Below are 15,833 nucleotides of genomic sequence, written 5' to 3' on the forward strand. Positions count from 1 at the left end.
GGCATCGGTCTTAGAACAGCTCGACCGTACCGGCGCCCATGCCTTGCTGCGCCACCGGCTTGTGCGGCGGGCGTTCCCATTCCACACGCATGTCGCGCAGGCGGTTGGACACCTTGGCCAGCGCGGCGACCAGATCGCTGTCGTACACGCCGCCATTGCGATGCAGCAGTTCCTGCAGCGCCACCGCTTCACGGTTGATCGCGGTGAGGCGATCGAGGTGGGTATGGATACCGCTCAGCGTCTGCGTGGCGATGTCCTCGAACTGCAGGGCACGCACCGCTTCGGCCACGCTACCGTCGATGGAGCGCGCGCATTCGGAGATTTCGCGCATGCCGTCGCCCAGCGAGGCATTGATCTGCGCGACGTTCTCCAGCATCGCCGCCGATTCGTGGCGGGCTTCGCGGGAGCGATCCATGTGACGCGAGGCCAGCTGCGAGACCGTTTCACGCACCTTGGCGATCGATTCCTTGGAGCTGTGTGCCAGCTTGCGGATCTGTTCGTTGAAGGTAGTGGAACGCTCGGACAGATTGCGCACCTCGTCGGCGACCACCGCGAAGCCGCGACCGGCTTCACCGGCACGGGCTGCTTCGATGGCGGCGTTCAATGCCAGCAGGTTGGTCTGGTCAGCGATCGACTTGACGTCTTCCAGCAACGCGAAGATGCCATCCAGGTGCTGCGCCATCTCATCGATGTGATGCACGGTGTTGGTACTCTGGCCGCTCACCTGTTCCAGCGCTTCCACCAGTTGCTCCATGCGGGAGCTGGCGTGCTGGGCGAAGCGGGCGACGTCGACACCGGCGCTGCCGTCGTCACCGGCACGGTCGACGATACGGGCCAATGCCTGGCTTTGCTGGCGCGACTTGCGGTTCATCGCTTCGAAGCTGCCACCAAGACCGGACACGGCCTGGCGGATCAGTTCGCGGGCACGCTCGACTTCCGAGCGTGAACCGTCGACTTCGTTGCTGACGAACGTACGCAGTTCGTTGAGCAGTTGGTCCTGCTCGCGCAGGATGCGGGTCTGGTCCGGATGACGCCGGAACTGGGAGTAGGTCACCCAGGCAGCGAAACCGAGCCAGCTGAGCGTCATGGTCGCCAGGATCGCCCAGCGCACCGAAGCGGGCCAGTCGAATCCGACAGCGAAGGGAAACAGCAAGGTCAGGGCCAAAGGGGCGGCCAGACGGATAAGTGGACGTGAATACATGGGCGTTCTCGGCAGAGTCACGGTTGCTGTATCGGCCGTACCCCCTTTGTCTTTAGCGACGATCGCCACATCGTCTCGCCCGTTCAAGCTTCGTTGACACGCGCCAGCGACCGCCAGCGCGTGTAGCACACCGGGATCGTCAGTGGTCTAGCGCAGCGCGCGGTCCACCGCTTCGATCATTGCGCGCTTGGCAAACAGGAAATCCCACAGGCTGCCACCCATCTGCCGCCACAACACGGCCGAGCGGACCGCGGCCAGCAGCAGCGCGCGGATTTCCGCGACCACGCCGGCCTGGCCCAGGTAATGCGGATTGCCCTGCACCATGACCTTGGGGCGCAAGTGGCTGATGGTCTGCGCATACAGCCCGCCCAGCGAACTCAGCACGTCAGGGTGGCCGCTGTCGCCCAGGCTGTGTGCCTGCCGCGCCGCTGCCTCGATGCCATTGGAGACCGTGGCCACGGTGGCGGTGTCGCGCACGAAGCGGCGCTCCAGCTGCAGCACTGCCAGCGCCAGCCGCGGCAGGACCTCGTCCTGGCCCTGGTTGTGGAAATAGTTGTGCAGCAGCCGCAGCCCTGGCGCCAGGTCCGCTGGCGAGCCGTACACGGCCTCCGGCGAGGACGCATCCACCCGGAACACGCTGTCCATGGCGGTACGCACCGTCGCAGCCTCCGAATGCCCGGTTTCGGCGATCCGCCGCACCTGTTGCAGGGCCTGGGCGACGCCGGCAAGCGCCAGCACGCGGTGATCCATGGAAGAACTCATCAAGCCACTACCTCAGGTGAAAAAGAAGATCCCGCCAGTTGGCGTTCCAGCGGCGCATCGGTGGCGGCGATGACCGCGCCGCCCAGGCATTCCTCGCCGTCGTACAGCACCAGCGACTGCCCGGGCGTCACCGCCCGCTGCGGCCGCTCGAAACGCACCTGCACGCTGCCATCGTCCTGCACCTCGACCGTGCACGGCTCGTCGGGCTGCCGGTAACGTGTCTGTGCGGTGCAGACGAAGCTGCGCGCCGGCGGCGCCCCGGTGACCCAATGGGCCTGCTCGGACTGCAGCCAGCGCGATTGCAGCAGCGGGCTGTCGCGATCCTGGTCCACATACAGCACGTTGCTCGCCACATCCTTGCCGACCACGTACCACGGCGCGGCGGCACGCCCTCGCACGCCACCGATGTTCAGGCCTTCGCGCTGACCCAGGGTGAAATAGAACACCCCCGGATGCTCGGCGATGCGCTGCCCCTGCGGGTCGCGGATCTCGCCGCTGCGCGCGGGCAGGTAGCGGCCCAGAAACTCGCGGAAATCGCGTTCGCCAATGAAACAGATGCCGGTGGAATCCTTCTTGGCATGGGTCGGCAGACCGGCGTCCTGGGCGACCCCGCGCAGCGTGCTTTTTTCCATATCGCCGATCGGAAACAGCGTCGCGGCCAGCTGGGTCTGGCCCAGCTGATGCAGGAAATAGCTCTGGTCCTTGCTGCGGTCGGCGCCGCGCAGCAGGCGCCAGCGCCCGCCGCTGTGCGCCACCCGCGCATAGTGGCCGGTGGCGATGCGCTCGGCGCCCAGCGCCTGGGCCGCATCCAGAAAATGCTTGAACTTGACCTCGCGGTTGCACAGCACGTCCGGATTCGGCGTGCGCCCGGCCGCGTATTCGGCCAGGAAGTGCTCGAACACGCCGCTCCAGTATTCACCGGAAAAATCGCGGAAGTGGAACGGGATGCCCAGCACCCCGCACACCGCCACCGCATCGCGGCGGTCGTCCTCGGCGCGGCAATCGCCGCTGCCGTCGTCGGCCCAGTTCTGCATGAACAGCCCGGCGATCGACTCACCCTGCTGGGCCAGCCGCCAGGCCGCCACCGACGAATCCACACCGCCGGAGACCCCGACAACGATCCGTGGCGTACTCATGCGACGTGCCGCACCAAGGCCAAGGGATGGCGCTGGCCGGCCAGATAGTCGGCCACCACTTCCCACACCAACGGGCTGCGCAGGCGCTCGGTCGCGCTGCGCAATTCGTCCGGCGTCATCCACAACGCGCGCACCACGCCGGTATCCAGGCTGCGCTCGGGATGGTGGGTCACGGCCTCGGCGACAAACGCAAACCGCAGGAAGCACTGGCCAGTCGGGGCGACCCACTGATAGGTGCCGATGAAGTGGGTCAGGCGGACATCCCAGCCGGTCTCTTCCAGCGTCTCGCGCACCGCCGCATCGAGCAGGCTCTCATCCGGCTCCAGATGCCCGGCAGGCTGGTTCAACAACAGCTTGCCGCCGATGGTCTCTTCCACCTGCAGGAAGCGCCCGTCGCGCACCACCACGGTGGCCACGGTGACATCCGGATGCCAGCGTTGGTCGGAAGCGCTCATCGCTGCGGATCCTGCGTGATCGGGGCCGCGCTCGCGCTGTCGGCGAACCGCACGGTTTGAAGCCGGGTCAAGCGGCGCTGCGACCCGGCAAGGTGCACGGAGCTGGACAAGTCAGTGAACGACGGCGCCAGCAACCGCGCGGTCAGGGAATCGGTCATCAAGGGCCAGCCATGGAATCGGAGACAAATTGTGCGGGGCGCGGCGTAAATCGTCCAATGCGTGCGGCGATGAACCGTATAATGCCCGGATGCCTCGTAAGACCTCACACGAACACGATCACGGCCTCACCGTCGAAGCCAGCAAGCCTGAAGTGGCGCCACCGCCGCGCTATCAGGTGCTTTTGCTGAACGACGACTACACCCCGATGGACTTCGTGGTGACGGTGCTGCAGCAGTTTTTCAACCTCGATCTGGAGCGGGCCACGCAGGTCATGCTGCATGTCCACACCCGTGGACGCGGCGTCTGCGGGGTCTACAGCCGCGAAGTTGCCGAGTCCAAGGTGGCGCAGGTCAATGAATTTTCGCGCATGAACCAGCACCCGCTGCTGTGCACGATGGAACAGACCTGAGGCGTCAATCCGATCATTCCAGCAGCGCAACACTGTGGCTGCAATCACATGCTAACGCAGTCTGAACATACCTATCCGATAGGGTTGTGGTAAATCCCAACAAAAGCCGCATATTGTTGGCAACAGCCGTTCGGAGTTACCAATGTTCAGCAAAGACCTAGAGCAAACCATCGGCCAGTGCTACAAGCGAGCACGCGAGGCGCGTCATGAGTTCATGACCGTTGAGCACCTGCTGCTCTCGCTGCTGGACAACCCGTCCGCCCAGGCCGTCCTCAAGGCTTGCGGCGCCGACCAGGTGCGTTTGCACAACGATCTGGAGCAGGCGATCGAGGCCTCGGTCTCGCGCCTGGCCGAAGACGATGGCCGCGACACCCAGCCCACCCTGGGCTTCCAGCGTGTGCTGCAGCGTGCGGTCTATCACGTGCAATCCTCGGGCAAGAAGGAAGTCACCGGCGCCAACGTGCTGGTCGCGATCTTCGGCGAGAAGGATTCGCACGCGGTGTACTTCCTGAACCAGCAGGACATCACCCGTCTGGATATCGTCAATTACCTCTCCCATGGCATCGCCAAGCTGGGCGAGGACGGCGAGCAGCCGTCCGCCTCCGATGGCGAGCCCAAGAGTGAGGGCGGGGAGGGCGAGGCCAAAGGCGATGCGCTGGCCGAGTTCGCCACCAATCTCAACGAGCAGGCCCGCAACGGCAAGATCGACCCGTTGGTCGGCCGTGGCGACGAAATCGAGCGCACCATCCAGGTGCTGTGCCGCCGCCGCAAGAACAACCCGCTGTACGTGGGCGAGGCCGGCGTGGGCAAGACCGCGATCGCCGAAGGTCTGGCCAAGCGCATCGTCGACAACGACGTGCCGGAGGTACTGGCCGATGCGGTTATCTTCTCGCTGGACCTGGGCGCCCTGGTGGCAGGCACCAAGTACCGTGGCGACTTCGAAAAGCGCCTCAAGGGCGTGCTGGCGGCGCTGAAGAAGGTGCCCAACGCGGTGCTGTTCATCGACGAGATCCATACCATCATCGGTGCCGGATCGGCGTCGGGTGGCACCATGGATGCGTCCAATCTGATCAAGCCGGCGCTGTCGTCGGGTGAGCTGCGCTGCATCGGCTCGACCACGTTCCAGGAATACCGCGGCATCTTCGAAAAGGACCGTGCACTGGCGCGTCGCTTCCAGAAGATCGACATCGTCGAGCCGACCGTGGGCGAGACCTTCGAAATCCTGCAGGGCCTCAAGCCCAAGTACGAGGCGCATCACGGCGTGACCTATGCCGATGACGCGCTACAGGCGGCCGTAGACCTGTCGGTCAAGCACATCGGTGACCGCCTGCTGCCGGACAAGGCGATCGATGTGATCGACGAGGCCGGTGCGCGTCAGCGTCTGCTGCCGGAAGGCAAGCGCAAGGAACTGATCGATATCGAGGAGATCGAGACCATCGTCGCCAAGATGGCGCGGATTCCGGCCAAGCAGGTCAGCGCGACCGACAAGGACGTGCTGCAGCATCTGGAGCGCAACCTGAAGATGGTGATCTTCGGGCAGAACCCGGCAATCGAGACGCTGGCCGGCTCGATCAAGCTGGCGCGCTCGGGCCTGGCCAATCCGGAAAAGCCGATCGGCAACTTCCTGTTTGCCGGCCCTACCGGCGTCGGCAAGACCGAGGTCACCAAGCAGCTCGCGCTGCAGCTGGGGATCGAACTGGTGCGCTTCGACATGTCCGAGTACATGGAAGCGCATTCGATCAGCCGCCTGATCGGCGCGCCTCCGGGCTATGTGGGCTTCGATCAAGGCGGTCTGTTGACCGAGAAAATCGTCAAGACGCCGCACTGCGTGCTGCTGCTGGATGAGGTGGAGAAGGCGCATCCGGACATCTTCAACATCCTGTTGCAGGTCATGGATCGCGGCATCCTGACCGACACCAACGGGCGCGAGGCGAACTTCAAGAACGTGATCCTGGTGATGACGACCAATGCCGGCGCCACCCAGGCGTCGCGGCGGTCGATCGGCTTCACCAAGCAGGATCACTCCACCGATGCGATGGAGTCGATTCGCCGCGGCTTCACGCCCGAGTTCCGCAACCGCCTGGATGCGATCGTGCAGTTCCAGCCGCTGGGCTTCGATCACATCCTGCGGGTGGTGGACAAGTTCATCATCGAGCTGGAAATGCTGCTGCAGGAAAAGCACGTCTCGCTGTCGGCCACCCCGACTGCGCGCGACTGGCTGGCCCAGCACGGCTTCGATCCATTGATGGGCGCGCGCCCGATGTCGCGTGTGATCCAGGAGAAGATCAAGCGTCCGCTGGCCGACGAACTGTTGTTCGGCAAGCTGGTGGAAGGCGGTCGGGTCAGTATCGACGTCAAGGATGGCGAACTGGTGGTGGAAGCGCACCCGGAACCGGAGCGTCTGCTGCCGGCAACGGTCGACTGATCGCCTTGCGGTACTGAAACGAAAGAACCGCTCGAAAGAGCGGTTTTTTTATGCCCTCAGAACTTGTGGCCCGAGTGAGGGGCGCGCAGAAGCCGGGCGGCGGTCGCGGCTCGCGAGGAGCAACGACAGCGCGCTTCCGGAGCTTGGGCAGGGTAGCGATCGAGGCGTAAGCGCCGGAGGCAAGGTGCAAGCGAAGACAGACGCAAGCCGACACTGCCGGATCGCCGCTGCCAACCCGATACGCAAATCTCGGGAACGACAAAAAGCGGCCATTGGCCGCCTCGCGTCTCACACCAGAACCGCTTACTTCATGCGGTAGGTAATACGACCCTTGGTCAGGTCGTAGGGAGTCATCTCAACTTTGACCCGGTCGCCGGTCAGGATGCGGATGTAGTTCTTGCGCATGCGGCCGGAGATGTGGGCGATGATCTCATGCCCGTTTTCCAGCTTGACCCGGAACGTGGTGTTGGGGAGCGTCTCGCTGACGCTGCCTTCGAATTCAATGGAGTCGTCTTTCGACATGTAATCCTGTGCAATCACGGCTGGCCCGGAAGGGCCGTAAGGGACGGCATTTTACGCCCCATCTCCCCGCGGTGCAAATTTTATGTTAAGCGGACTTCAGCGAGCGCGCTGGCAGGCCGCTCGCCGTAGCGTTCGGACCAACTGCCGGGTGCCGCCGCCTGGCCGACCTGCAGCCGCACCTGCTGCAGGAACTCTGCACGTGGCAGGCGTTGCGCCCCCAGGCGCATCAGGTGCGGATTCTCTACCTGCGCATCGAGCAACGGCCACCCGCGGGAATGCAGGTGCGCGGCCAGTGCCGCCAGCGCCACCTTGGAGCCGCCGCTGTCGGCACTGAACATGCTCTCGCCGAAGAACATCCGGCCGACCGCCACGCCGTAGATGCCGCCGACCAGGCGCGTGCCATCGAACACCTCCAGCGAATGCGCATGGCCCAGCCGATGCAGTTCGAGATAGGCCTGCTGCATCGGCGTGGTGATCCAGGTGCCATCCTGGCCGGCACGCGGAATCGACGCGCAGGCATCGATCACCTGCGCGAAGGCGGTATCGGCGCGCACGATCCAGTGGCTGCTGCGCAGCTGGCGACGGAAGCGCGAGGACAGGCGCACGCCATCGGTGCGAAACACCGTGCGTGGGTCCGGGCTCCACCACAGGATCGGCTGGCCTTCCGAGAACCACGGGAACACGCCACTGGCATAGGCGTTGAGCAGGCGTTGCGGCGACAGGTCGCCACCGATGGCGAGCAGGCCGTCCGGCTCGCGCAACGCGGACTCGGCCGGCGGAAACGGGGCGGCCGGATCGGCCGCCAGCAGATAGAGAAGGGCGCGGGACATGCGCGCAGTGTAGAGCGTGTCGTACATGCTGCACCCAGGGCAACGACCATCGCCGGCATGCGACGGTCCGCGGGTGTGGTCGACACGCGTTGCGGCATGCGTCCGCAAGCACCGCGATGCTGGGCGCGTAGTTCGCACTCGCCAGACGAGTGTTCTCTGGGTGGATTGGCCGCCTTGCTCCGACGTCCCCAATACGCCCGGCCGGCGATCAGCGGCGACTGCGCTCTACGTCGCCGCCGCGCGGCTCAGTCGCGAAACGGGCTGTGCTCTGACAGCTCGCGTGCATGCCGGGCCACCGCCTGGCGCTCGTCGGCGCACCATTGTGCCAGCGGCTCGCGGAAGCCGGGGTCGGCGATCCAGTGACGGCTGCGGACCAGGGTCGGCAGAAAGCCGCGCGCGATCTTGTGCTCGCCTTGCGCGCCGGGCTCGAAGCGGGCCAGGCCCTCGCGCAGGCAGTATTCGATGCCCTGGTAGTAGCAGGTTTCAAAATGCAGTCCCGGAAGGGCTTCGCCGCCCCAGTAACGCCCGTACAACGTGTCGCGCCCGCGCAGGCAGAGCGCGCCGGCGATCGGTTGCCCATCCAGCTCGGCCAGAAACATCACCAGCTGGCGCGGCAGGTGCCGGGCCAGGTGATGCAGGAATTCCGGCGTCAGCGCGGGCGAGTTGCCGTATTCGTTGAAGGTCTTGAGATAGAAGCCATACATCGCCTCCAGGTCGGCGTCGCTGGCTTCATCGCCATGCACCACGCGCAACTGCACGCCGGCCCGCTGCACCTTGGCGCGCTCCTGGCGGATGTTCTTGCGCCGCTTGTGGTCCATCGCCGCCAGGAAGCTTTCGAAATCGCTCCAGTCGCTGACGTTGTGCCAGTGGTACTGCAGATCGTTGCGCTCCAGCCAGTCGGCGTCGAAGGCGGCGTCTTCGTCGGCCGGGTGGAAGTTGACGTGCGCCGACGATAGCCCGCTGCGCTCCACCAGCGTGCGCATCGCCGCGAGCAACTGCGGTCGCCAGCGTGGTGCGCCCAGCAGGCGCGGTCCGGTCACCGGCGAGTAGGGCACCCCGCACAGCCACTTGGGGAAGTACTCCTGCCCGTAGCGCGCGTAGGCGTTCGCCCAGGCGTGGTCGAACACGAACTCGCCATGCGAGTTGTTCTTCAGGTATCCCGGTGCGGCGGCGACCAGCGTGTCGCCATCCCATAGCGTCAGGTGCAGCGGGTTCCAGCCCCAGTCCGGTCGCAGGCAGCCCTCCTGCTCCAGGCCTTCCAGGAACGCATAAGAAATGAATGGGTGCGCGCCGTCGTGCAGCGTGTTCCAGGCACCGGCCGGAAGCTCGTCCAGCCGGCGGCACCAGCGGGCCGTGACGCTCATGCGCACGGTCCGCTGGTTTCGGCGCTGCCCGCACGGCGCGGCCGGCGGTCAGCAGCCACCTCAGGCGCTCTTGTCGAGGTAGCGCTCGGCATCCAGCGCAGCCATGCAGCCGAAGCCGGCCGAGGTGATCGCCTGGCGGTAGTGCTGGTCGGCGACGTCGCCGGCGGCGAACACGCCGGCCACCGAAGTCTCGGTCGCCGCGCCGTTGAGGCCGGAGCGGATTTCCAGGTAGCCGTTGTTCATCGCCAGCTGGCCGTCGAACAATTGCGTGTTGGGGTGATGACCGATGGCAACGAAGAAGCCGTGCGCGACGATCTCGCGGGTGCTGCCGTCGAGGGTGGACTTGACCCGCACGCCGGTGACGCCGGCATCGTTGCCCAGCACTTCATCGATGGCGTGGTGCCAGACGGTTTCGATCTTGCCGGCGGCGACCTTGGCGAACAGCTTGTCCTGCATGATCTTTTCGGCGCGCAGCGTGTCGCGGCGATGCACCAGGTAGACCTTGCGGGCGATGTTGGACAGGTACAGCGCTTCTTCGACCGCGGTATTGCCGCCGCCGACCACCACCACGTCCTGGTCCTTGTAGAAGAAGCCGTCGCAGGTGGCGCAGGCGGACACGCCGCGGCCCTTGAAGGCTTCCTCACTGGGGATGCCCAGGTACTTGGCGGTGGCGCCGGTGGAGATGATCAGTGCGTCGCAGGTGTATTCGGCACCGTCGCCGGTCAGACGGAACGGGCGCTGCGACAGGTCGGCGGTGTGGATGTGGTCGAAGATCACCTCGGTCTCGAAGCGCTCGGCATGCGCCTGCATGCGACTCATCAGGTCCGGGCCCATCAGGCCGTGGGGGTCGCCCGGCCAGTTGTCGACTTCGGTAGTGGTCATCAGCTGGCCGCCTTGCTGCAGGCCGGTGATCACCACCGGCTTGAGGTTGGCGCGGGCGGCGTAGACCGCGGCGGTCCAGCCGGCCGGGCCGGAGCCCAGGATCAGCAGACGGGAATGCTTGGCGGGACTGGCAGAAGAGGCGCTCATGTATACTCGCGATCTAGGAATTGGCAGGGCAGGCGGGTGAATTCGCGCCCCTGTGGCGGCATAGAGTGGCGGTCCCCACCCGGTGAATCAAGGCGGCGCGATGGAACTGCTTGAACCGCAGATGGCATGGTCCACCCAGCACGCCTAATCGACGCCGCCCCGTGCGGCGTTTTTGTTGACCATCGCATGCCCGCGCAGGCGATGCGCATGCAACAGCTGAAACCGTGGCCTCAGTCGTTTATTATCAACCACTAACAGCATTTTTCTAAGGTCTGGCTACAGGTGGCAAAGCAGGTTCCCGAACGCAGCAAGCCCGCTGAGGGCAAGACGTCCTCGCGCAAGACAGCGGCGGCGGACAATCCGCGTCGGCAGAAGCTCTGGCGCGATCTGGCATTGATCGCGGTGGCGCCGCTGCTGCTGTATCTGCTGGCCAGCCTGTTCACCTATTCGAGCGCCGATCCCGGCTGGTCGCAGACCGGCAGCGTGGTCGCGCCGGTGCACAACATGGGCGGCCGCGTCGGCGCCTGGACGGCCGACGTGCTGCTGCAGCTGTTCGGTTATGTGGCCTTCCTGCTGCCGGTGGTGCTGGGCGCGGTGGCCTGGATCGCCTTGTTCGGCATGGACAAGGAAGGACAGGCCGAGGCCGACCTGGGGCCGGCGTTGCGGCTGGTCGGCATGGTGGGTTTCCTGATCGCCTCGACCGGCTTCCTGCATCTGCGCCTGTTCAACGGCGACGTGGCCGCCGCTGGCGGGATCCTGGGGCGGTTGGTCAGCAATTCGCTGAGCGCCGGGTTCGGAGCCTTGGGCGCCAACCTGTTCGTGCTGGTGCTGCTGCTGGTGTCGATCACCCTGGCCACCGGCCTGTCGTGGTTTGCGGTGATGGAGCGCATCGGCACCTGGGTGCTGGCGCTGGGGCCGCTGATGCAGCGCAAGACCCACCAGGCCACCGAGTGGCAGCAGACCCGCGTGATGCGAGAAGAGCGCGAGGAAGTGCGCAAGGTCGATGCGGTCAAGCAGGCCAAGCGCGAGCCGGTCAAGATCGAGCCGCCGCCGGCACCGGTGGTGGAAAAGAGCGAGCGCGCCAAGCGCGATACCCAGATCCCGATGTTCCAGGGCGTGAGCACCGACGGCTCCGACCTGCCGCCGCTGGCCCTGCTGGACGACCCCAAGCCGCAGGCCAAGGGCTATTCGGAAGAGACGCTGGAGACGCTGTCGCGGCAGATCGAGTTCAAGCTCAAGGATTTCCGCATCGAGGCGCAGGTGGTCGGGGCCTATCCGGGTCCGGTGATCACCCGCTTCGAGATCGAGCCGGCACCGGGCATCAAGGTCAGCCAGATCAGCTCGCTGGACAAGGACATCGCGCGCGGGCTGTCGGTCAAGTCGGTGCGCGTGGTCGACGTGATCCCGGGCAAGTCGGTGATCGGCCTGGAGATCCCCAACGTCAGCCGCGAGATGATCTTCCTGTCCGAGCTGCTGCGCTCCAAGGAATACGACAAGTCGGCCAGCCCGCTGACCCTGGCCCTGGGCAAGGACATCGCCGGGCGCCCGACGGTGGCCGATCTGGCGCGCATGCCGCACTTGCTGGTGGCCGGTACCACCGGCTCGGGCAAGTCGGTGGCGGTCAACGCGATGGTGCTGAGCCTGCTGTTCAAGGCCTCGCACAAGGAACTGCGCATGCTGATGATCGACCCGAAGATGCTCGAATTGAGCGTCTATCAGGGCATCCCGCATCTGCTGGCGCCGGTGGTCACCGACATGAAGGAGGCCGCCAACGGCCTGCGTTGGTGCGTGGCCGAGATGGAGCGCCGCTACAAGCTGATGAGCGCGGTGGGCGTGCGCAACCTGGCCGGCTTCAACAAGAAGATCAAGGACGCCATCGACGCCGGCCAGCCGATGATGGACCCGTTGTTCAAGCCCAACCCCGAGCTGGGTGAGGCGCCGCGGCCGCTGGAGACGCTGCCGTTCATCGTGATCTTCATCGACGAATTCGCCGACATGATGATGATCGTCGGCAAGAAGGTCGAAGAGTTGATCGCGCGCCTGGCGCAGAAGGCGCGTGCGGCCGGTATCCATCTGATCCTGGCCACGCAGCGGCCGTCGGTGGACGTGATCACCGGCCTGATCAAGGCCAATATCCCGACCCGCGTGGCGTTCCAGGTCAGCTCCAAGATCGACTCGCGCACTATCCTGGATCAGTCCGGCGCCGAAGCGCTGCTGGGCAATGGCGACATGCTGTATCTGCCGCCCGGCACCGCGCTGCCGGACCGCGTGCATGGTGCCTTCGTCAGCGACGAGGAAGTGCATCGGGTGGTCGAGCATCTCAAGGCCAGCGGGCCTGTGTCCTACGTCGAGGGCGTGCTGGACGAGGTTCAGACCATGGGCGATGGCACCGTGGTCGGTGCGACCGGTTTGCCGGAAAGCAGCGGCGGTGGCGGCGACGAGTCAGACCCCCTGTACGACGAAGCCTTGCGCATCGTCACCGAAACCCGGCGTGCCTCGATCTCCGGCGTGCAGCGGCGCTTGAAGATCGGCTACAACCGCGCCGCACGCCTGATCGAAGCGATGGAAGCGGCCGGCGTGGTCAGCCCGCCCGAGCACAATGGCGATCGCACCGTGCTGGCACCGCCGCCGCCCAAGTAATCGGCGGCCGGCAACGCGGCGCGTGTCGGCTTGGTCGTGCCGCGTTCCGGGCTGATGCGGGATGCGCACGCGTTTGAACATGCGCATGGATGCGGCGATGTTGGAGGCCGGTGCCTGACGCTGCGGCGCACACCGGCTACCCTGATGCCCGAGGGCCGCTCCGGCCCGCCGCGATCGAGACCCATGCTGCGTCGTTCCGTGTTGCTGCTCCTGCTGCTGATCTCACTGCCATTGCTGGCCCAGGCCCAGCAACAGCCCGCGCCTGCCGCCGCTGTGGCGCGCACGCAGGCCGACACCAACTACAGCTTCGTGCGCTATCGCGCCGACTACGAAGTGCGTGCCGATGCCAGCAGCGTGGAAACCGACGAGTACGAGATCCTGCTCAAGACCAAGTCGGCAGTGGAGCAGTTCAGCCAGGTGCGGCTGAGCTATAGCGAGAAGATGGAAACCCTGGAGGTGCTGCAGGCCTACACCGTCACCGCCGAAGGACTGCGCCAGGACGTGGCGCCCGACAAGATCTACACCCAGGAAAGCTACTCCAGCGCAGCGGCGGCGATGTATGCCGACCGCAAGGTCAAGGTGGTGGTGTTCCCGAATCTGGCCCCGGGCGCGCGCATCGTCTATCGCGTGCGGCGTGCGCAGAACACCCCGTACTTCCCCGGCTACTTCAGTCTGTGGGAGACCTTCAGTGTGTTCGCGCAATACGACGATGCGGTGGTCACGCTGGTGGCACCGAAGGCATTGCCGATGCATTTGTCGGTGCGCGGCTTGCAGGGCGGGACCAGGCCGGTGGTGCGTGGCGATCAGGCGCGCTGGGAGTGGCGCTATCAGCGCACCACGCCGATGAAGAACCAGAACTGGAGCGCGGCGACCTGGGAGTTCAGCCCCACCTTGATGGCCAGCACCTTCGACAGCTGGTCGCAGATGGGCCTGGCCTATCACGTCAAGGGTGGCCGCGCCGCCGCGGTGACGCCGGCGATCCAGTCGCTGGCCGACGGGGTGACCCGCGGCATCGACGCGCCGCGGGCGCAGGCCGCTGCGCTGTACGCGTGGGTGGCGCGCAATATCCGCTACGTGGCGGTATACCTGGGCAACGGCGGGCTGGAGCCTAACAGCGCCGACAGCATCCTGGCCAACCACTATGGCGACTGCAAGGACCACACCGTGATCCTGGAAGCCTTGCTGGCGGCCAAGGGCATCGCCAGCACCCCCGTGCTGATCGGCGCCGAAGGCGGGCCGACGCTGCCGCCGATCCCGGTGCTCGGCCGCTTCAATCACGCCATCACCTATATCCCGGCGTTCGATCTGTATGTCGATTCGACCAATCCGTACGCGCGCTTCGGCCAGTTGCCGGCCGGTGACCTCGGGGCGCCGGTGGTGCATACGCTGGACGGCAAGGTCACGCATACCCCACCCAACGACCGCAAGGTCAACCGTTACGTCGCGCGTACCGAGTACCGCTTTACCCCGCAGGGCGGGCTGCACGGCCTGACCACGCTCGACAGCGGACAGACCGGCGAGGTGGGGCTGCGTGCGATGTTCGTGCAGCTCAATGCGCAGAACCGCAATCGCATCGAGGAGTCGATCATTGCGCAGTCCGGCTTCGATGGCACCGGCGATCTGTTGATCCAGGGCGACCCTTTGGATCTGGATGCGCCGTTCAACTATCGCTACTCCTTCCAGGCCGAGGATGCGGTGGATTTTTCGGTGGTCGGCGGCATGACCTTGCCCGATATGCCCGGTGCCGAATCCACCCGAGGCATCTATACGACCACCTCGGCCGACGACAACCTGACCCCGTTCTACTGCAACGACAGCGTGCGCGAAGAGACCTATGTGGTGAGCTTCCCGGCGACGGTGCCGATCATCGCGATTCCGCGCAGCAGCCGCTTTCGCAACGCTGCTGGCGAGTACGCGGTCGAGTGGACGCGCCAGGGCCAGACGGTGACGGCGGTGCATCGCTTGCAACGCGCGGCAGTACGTGGGCCGCAGGCGCTGTGTCAGCCGCAGGATTACCGCGCGTTTCGCGAGCTCTACCAGCAGGTGCGGCGCGGCTTTCGCGGGCAGATCGTGTATGGCGATCTGTCCAAGGTACAGACGGCGCAGTGAGATGAATCCACTGGCGGCGGCCGCGATCTGAACGCCTTGTGCGATAGCGCTCGCCCATTCATCCAGGAAGTATCAGAATTCCCGCATTCCCTTTCTGGAACACCGCGATGCATCGCCAGCTCCGTTATGCCGTTCTCGCCACCGCCCTGTTCGCCGGCACCGCGTTTGCCGGTGCGCGCCAGGAGCTGGACACGTTCACACGCGGCCTGAAAGGCCTGGACGGGCAGTTCAGTCAGCAGGTCTCCGATGCCAACGGCCGGGTCAAGGAACGCGCGAGCGGGCGGGTGGCATTGTCGGCGCCGCGCCAGTTCCGTTGGGAATACGCCAAGCCCTACAAGCAGCTGATCGTGGCCGACGGCAAGAAGGTGTGGGTGTTCGACCCGGACCTGGAGCAGGTGACCGTGCGTGCGCAGGGCAGCGAAGAACAGAACAGCCCACTGGTTGCATTGATCGACCCGGCGCGCCTGGACAAGCAATACGACGTCAGCGAAGAAGCGGCGCCGCGTGACGGACTGCAATGGCTGTCGCTGACGCCCAAGGTCGACACCGAAGCCAGTTTCCAGATGGCCTCGCTGGGGTTCGGCAAGGATGGCCTGGCCAGGATGGAAGTCGTGGATGCGGTCGGCCAGCGCACCGCGATCAGCTTCAGCGGCTGGAAGCGCAATCCGGCATTCGCGGCCGACACTTTCCGCTACACGCCGGGCAAGGGCGTGGACGTGGTCGGCGACGTGCAGTAAGCCGTTGCTTGCAGGAGTCGTGCAGCCAACGGCCGTGTTCGCAGAAGGTCGTTGG

At 65.6% G+C, this 15,833-nt stretch carries 14 protein-coding genes; 5 read left to right on the forward strand and 9 right to left on the reverse strand.

From position 1 onward, the window contains the following. Positions 1-10 precede the first annotated feature (10 nt). The 5 genes from AC1PLS_RS10305 to AC1PLS_RS10325 are packed head-to-tail and all read right to left on the reverse strand — an operon-like array spanning position 11 to position 3,712. The gene (locus tag AC1PLS_RS10305) at positions 11-1,288 is read right to left on the reverse strand and encodes a methyl-accepting chemotaxis protein (RefSeq protein ID WP_180968744.1); all 1,278 of its coding nucleotides are present in this window, start codon (positions 1,286-1,288) and stop codon (positions 11-13) included. 60 nt (positions 1,289-1,348) lie between these two features. Continuing rightward, entirely contained in the window at positions 1,349-1,963 is a 615-nt protein-coding gene (hflD, locus tag AC1PLS_RS10310) for a high frequency lysogenization protein HflD (RefSeq protein WP_024940108.1), read from the reverse strand. After that, positions 1,963-3,099, reverse strand: coding sequence for a tRNA 2-thiouridine(34) synthase MnmA (gene mnmA, locus AC1PLS_RS10315; protein WP_166771293.1), 1,137 nt, complete (start codon positions 3,097-3,099; stop codon positions 1,963-1,965). The genes hflD and mnmA overlap by 1 nt, the downstream gene beginning before the upstream one ends. Continuing rightward, a complete protein-coding gene (locus tag AC1PLS_RS10320; protein ID WP_016901745.1) occupies positions 3,096-3,554 on the reverse strand; it encodes an NUDIX hydrolase in 459 nt (152 codons plus the stop codon). The genes mnmA and AC1PLS_RS10320 overlap by 4 nt, the downstream gene beginning before the upstream one ends. Continuing rightward, positions 3,551-3,712 carry a hypothetical protein gene (locus AC1PLS_RS10325; RefSeq protein WP_481104445.1) on the reverse strand — a complete coding sequence of 54 codons (162 nt, stop codon included), beginning with the start codon at positions 3,710-3,712 and terminating at the stop codon, positions 3,551-3,553. The genes AC1PLS_RS10320 and AC1PLS_RS10325 overlap by 4 nt, the downstream gene beginning before the upstream one ends. An 89-nt stretch (positions 3,713-3,801) precedes the next feature. Between AC1PLS_RS10325 and clpS the strand changes: the two genes are divergently transcribed. Next, on the forward strand, positions 3,802-4,122 hold the full coding sequence (gene clpS / locus AC1PLS_RS10330; protein WP_016901748.1) for an ATP-dependent Clp protease adapter ClpS: 321 nt from the start codon (positions 3,802-3,804) through the stop codon (positions 4,120-4,122). A gap of 142 nt (positions 4,123-4,264) precedes the next feature. Further along, complete coding sequence (gene clpA / locus AC1PLS_RS10335) at positions 4,265-6,547, forward strand: ATP-dependent Clp protease ATP-binding subunit ClpA (protein ID WP_039527343.1); 2,283 nt, start codon at positions 4,265-4,267, stop codon at positions 6,545-6,547. 303 nt (positions 6,548-6,850) lie between these two features. Here the strand turns inward: clpA and infA are convergent, their stop codons facing one another. From infA to trxB, 4 genes are all read right to left on the reverse strand, one after another. Then, positions 6,851-7,069, reverse strand: a complete 219-nt coding sequence (gene infA / locus AC1PLS_RS10340; RefSeq protein ID WP_002813418.1) for a translation initiation factor IF-1 — start codon at positions 7,067-7,069, stop codon at positions 6,851-6,853. 80 nt (positions 7,070-7,149) lie between these two features. Next, a complete protein-coding gene (aat, locus tag AC1PLS_RS10345) occupies positions 7,150-7,899 on the reverse strand; it encodes a leucyl/phenylalanyl-tRNA--protein transferase (protein WP_184434555.1) in 750 nt (249 codons plus the stop codon). 245 nt (positions 7,900-8,144) lie between these two features. Then, a complete protein-coding gene (locus AC1PLS_RS10350) occupies positions 8,145-9,263 on the reverse strand; it encodes a GNAT family N-acetyltransferase (RefSeq protein WP_184434553.1) in 1,119 nt (372 codons plus the stop codon). 60 nt (positions 9,264-9,323) lie between these two features. Beyond that, positions 9,324-10,292: a thioredoxin-disulfide reductase gene (gene trxB / locus AC1PLS_RS10355; RefSeq protein ID WP_016901755.1), complete on the reverse strand. Its 969-nt coding sequence runs from the start codon at positions 10,290-10,292 to the stop codon at positions 9,324-9,326. 282 nt (positions 10,293-10,574) lie between these two features. Here trxB and AC1PLS_RS10360 point away from each other — a divergent pair, with 282 nt between their 5' ends. From AC1PLS_RS10360 to lolA, 3 genes are all read left to right on the forward strand, one after another. Beyond that, a complete protein-coding gene (locus AC1PLS_RS10360; protein ID WP_065031398.1) occupies positions 10,575-12,932 on the forward strand; it encodes a DNA translocase FtsK in 2,358 nt (785 codons plus the stop codon). Positions 12,933-13,115: 183 nt separating this feature from the next. Next, on the forward strand, positions 13,116-15,041 hold the full coding sequence (locus AC1PLS_RS10365) for a DUF3857 domain-containing transglutaminase family protein (protein WP_184434551.1): 1,926 nt from the start codon (positions 13,116-13,118) through the stop codon (positions 15,039-15,041). A gap of 107 nt (positions 15,042-15,148) precedes the next feature. Next, positions 15,149-15,778, forward strand: a complete 630-nt coding sequence (lolA, locus tag AC1PLS_RS10370) for an outer membrane lipoprotein periplasmic chaperone LolA (protein ID WP_184434549.1) — start codon at positions 15,149-15,151, stop codon at positions 15,776-15,778. Positions 15,779-15,833: the final 55 nt, after the last annotated feature.

Source organism: Xanthomonas sp. NCPPB 3218 (genome assembly GCF_056725185.1).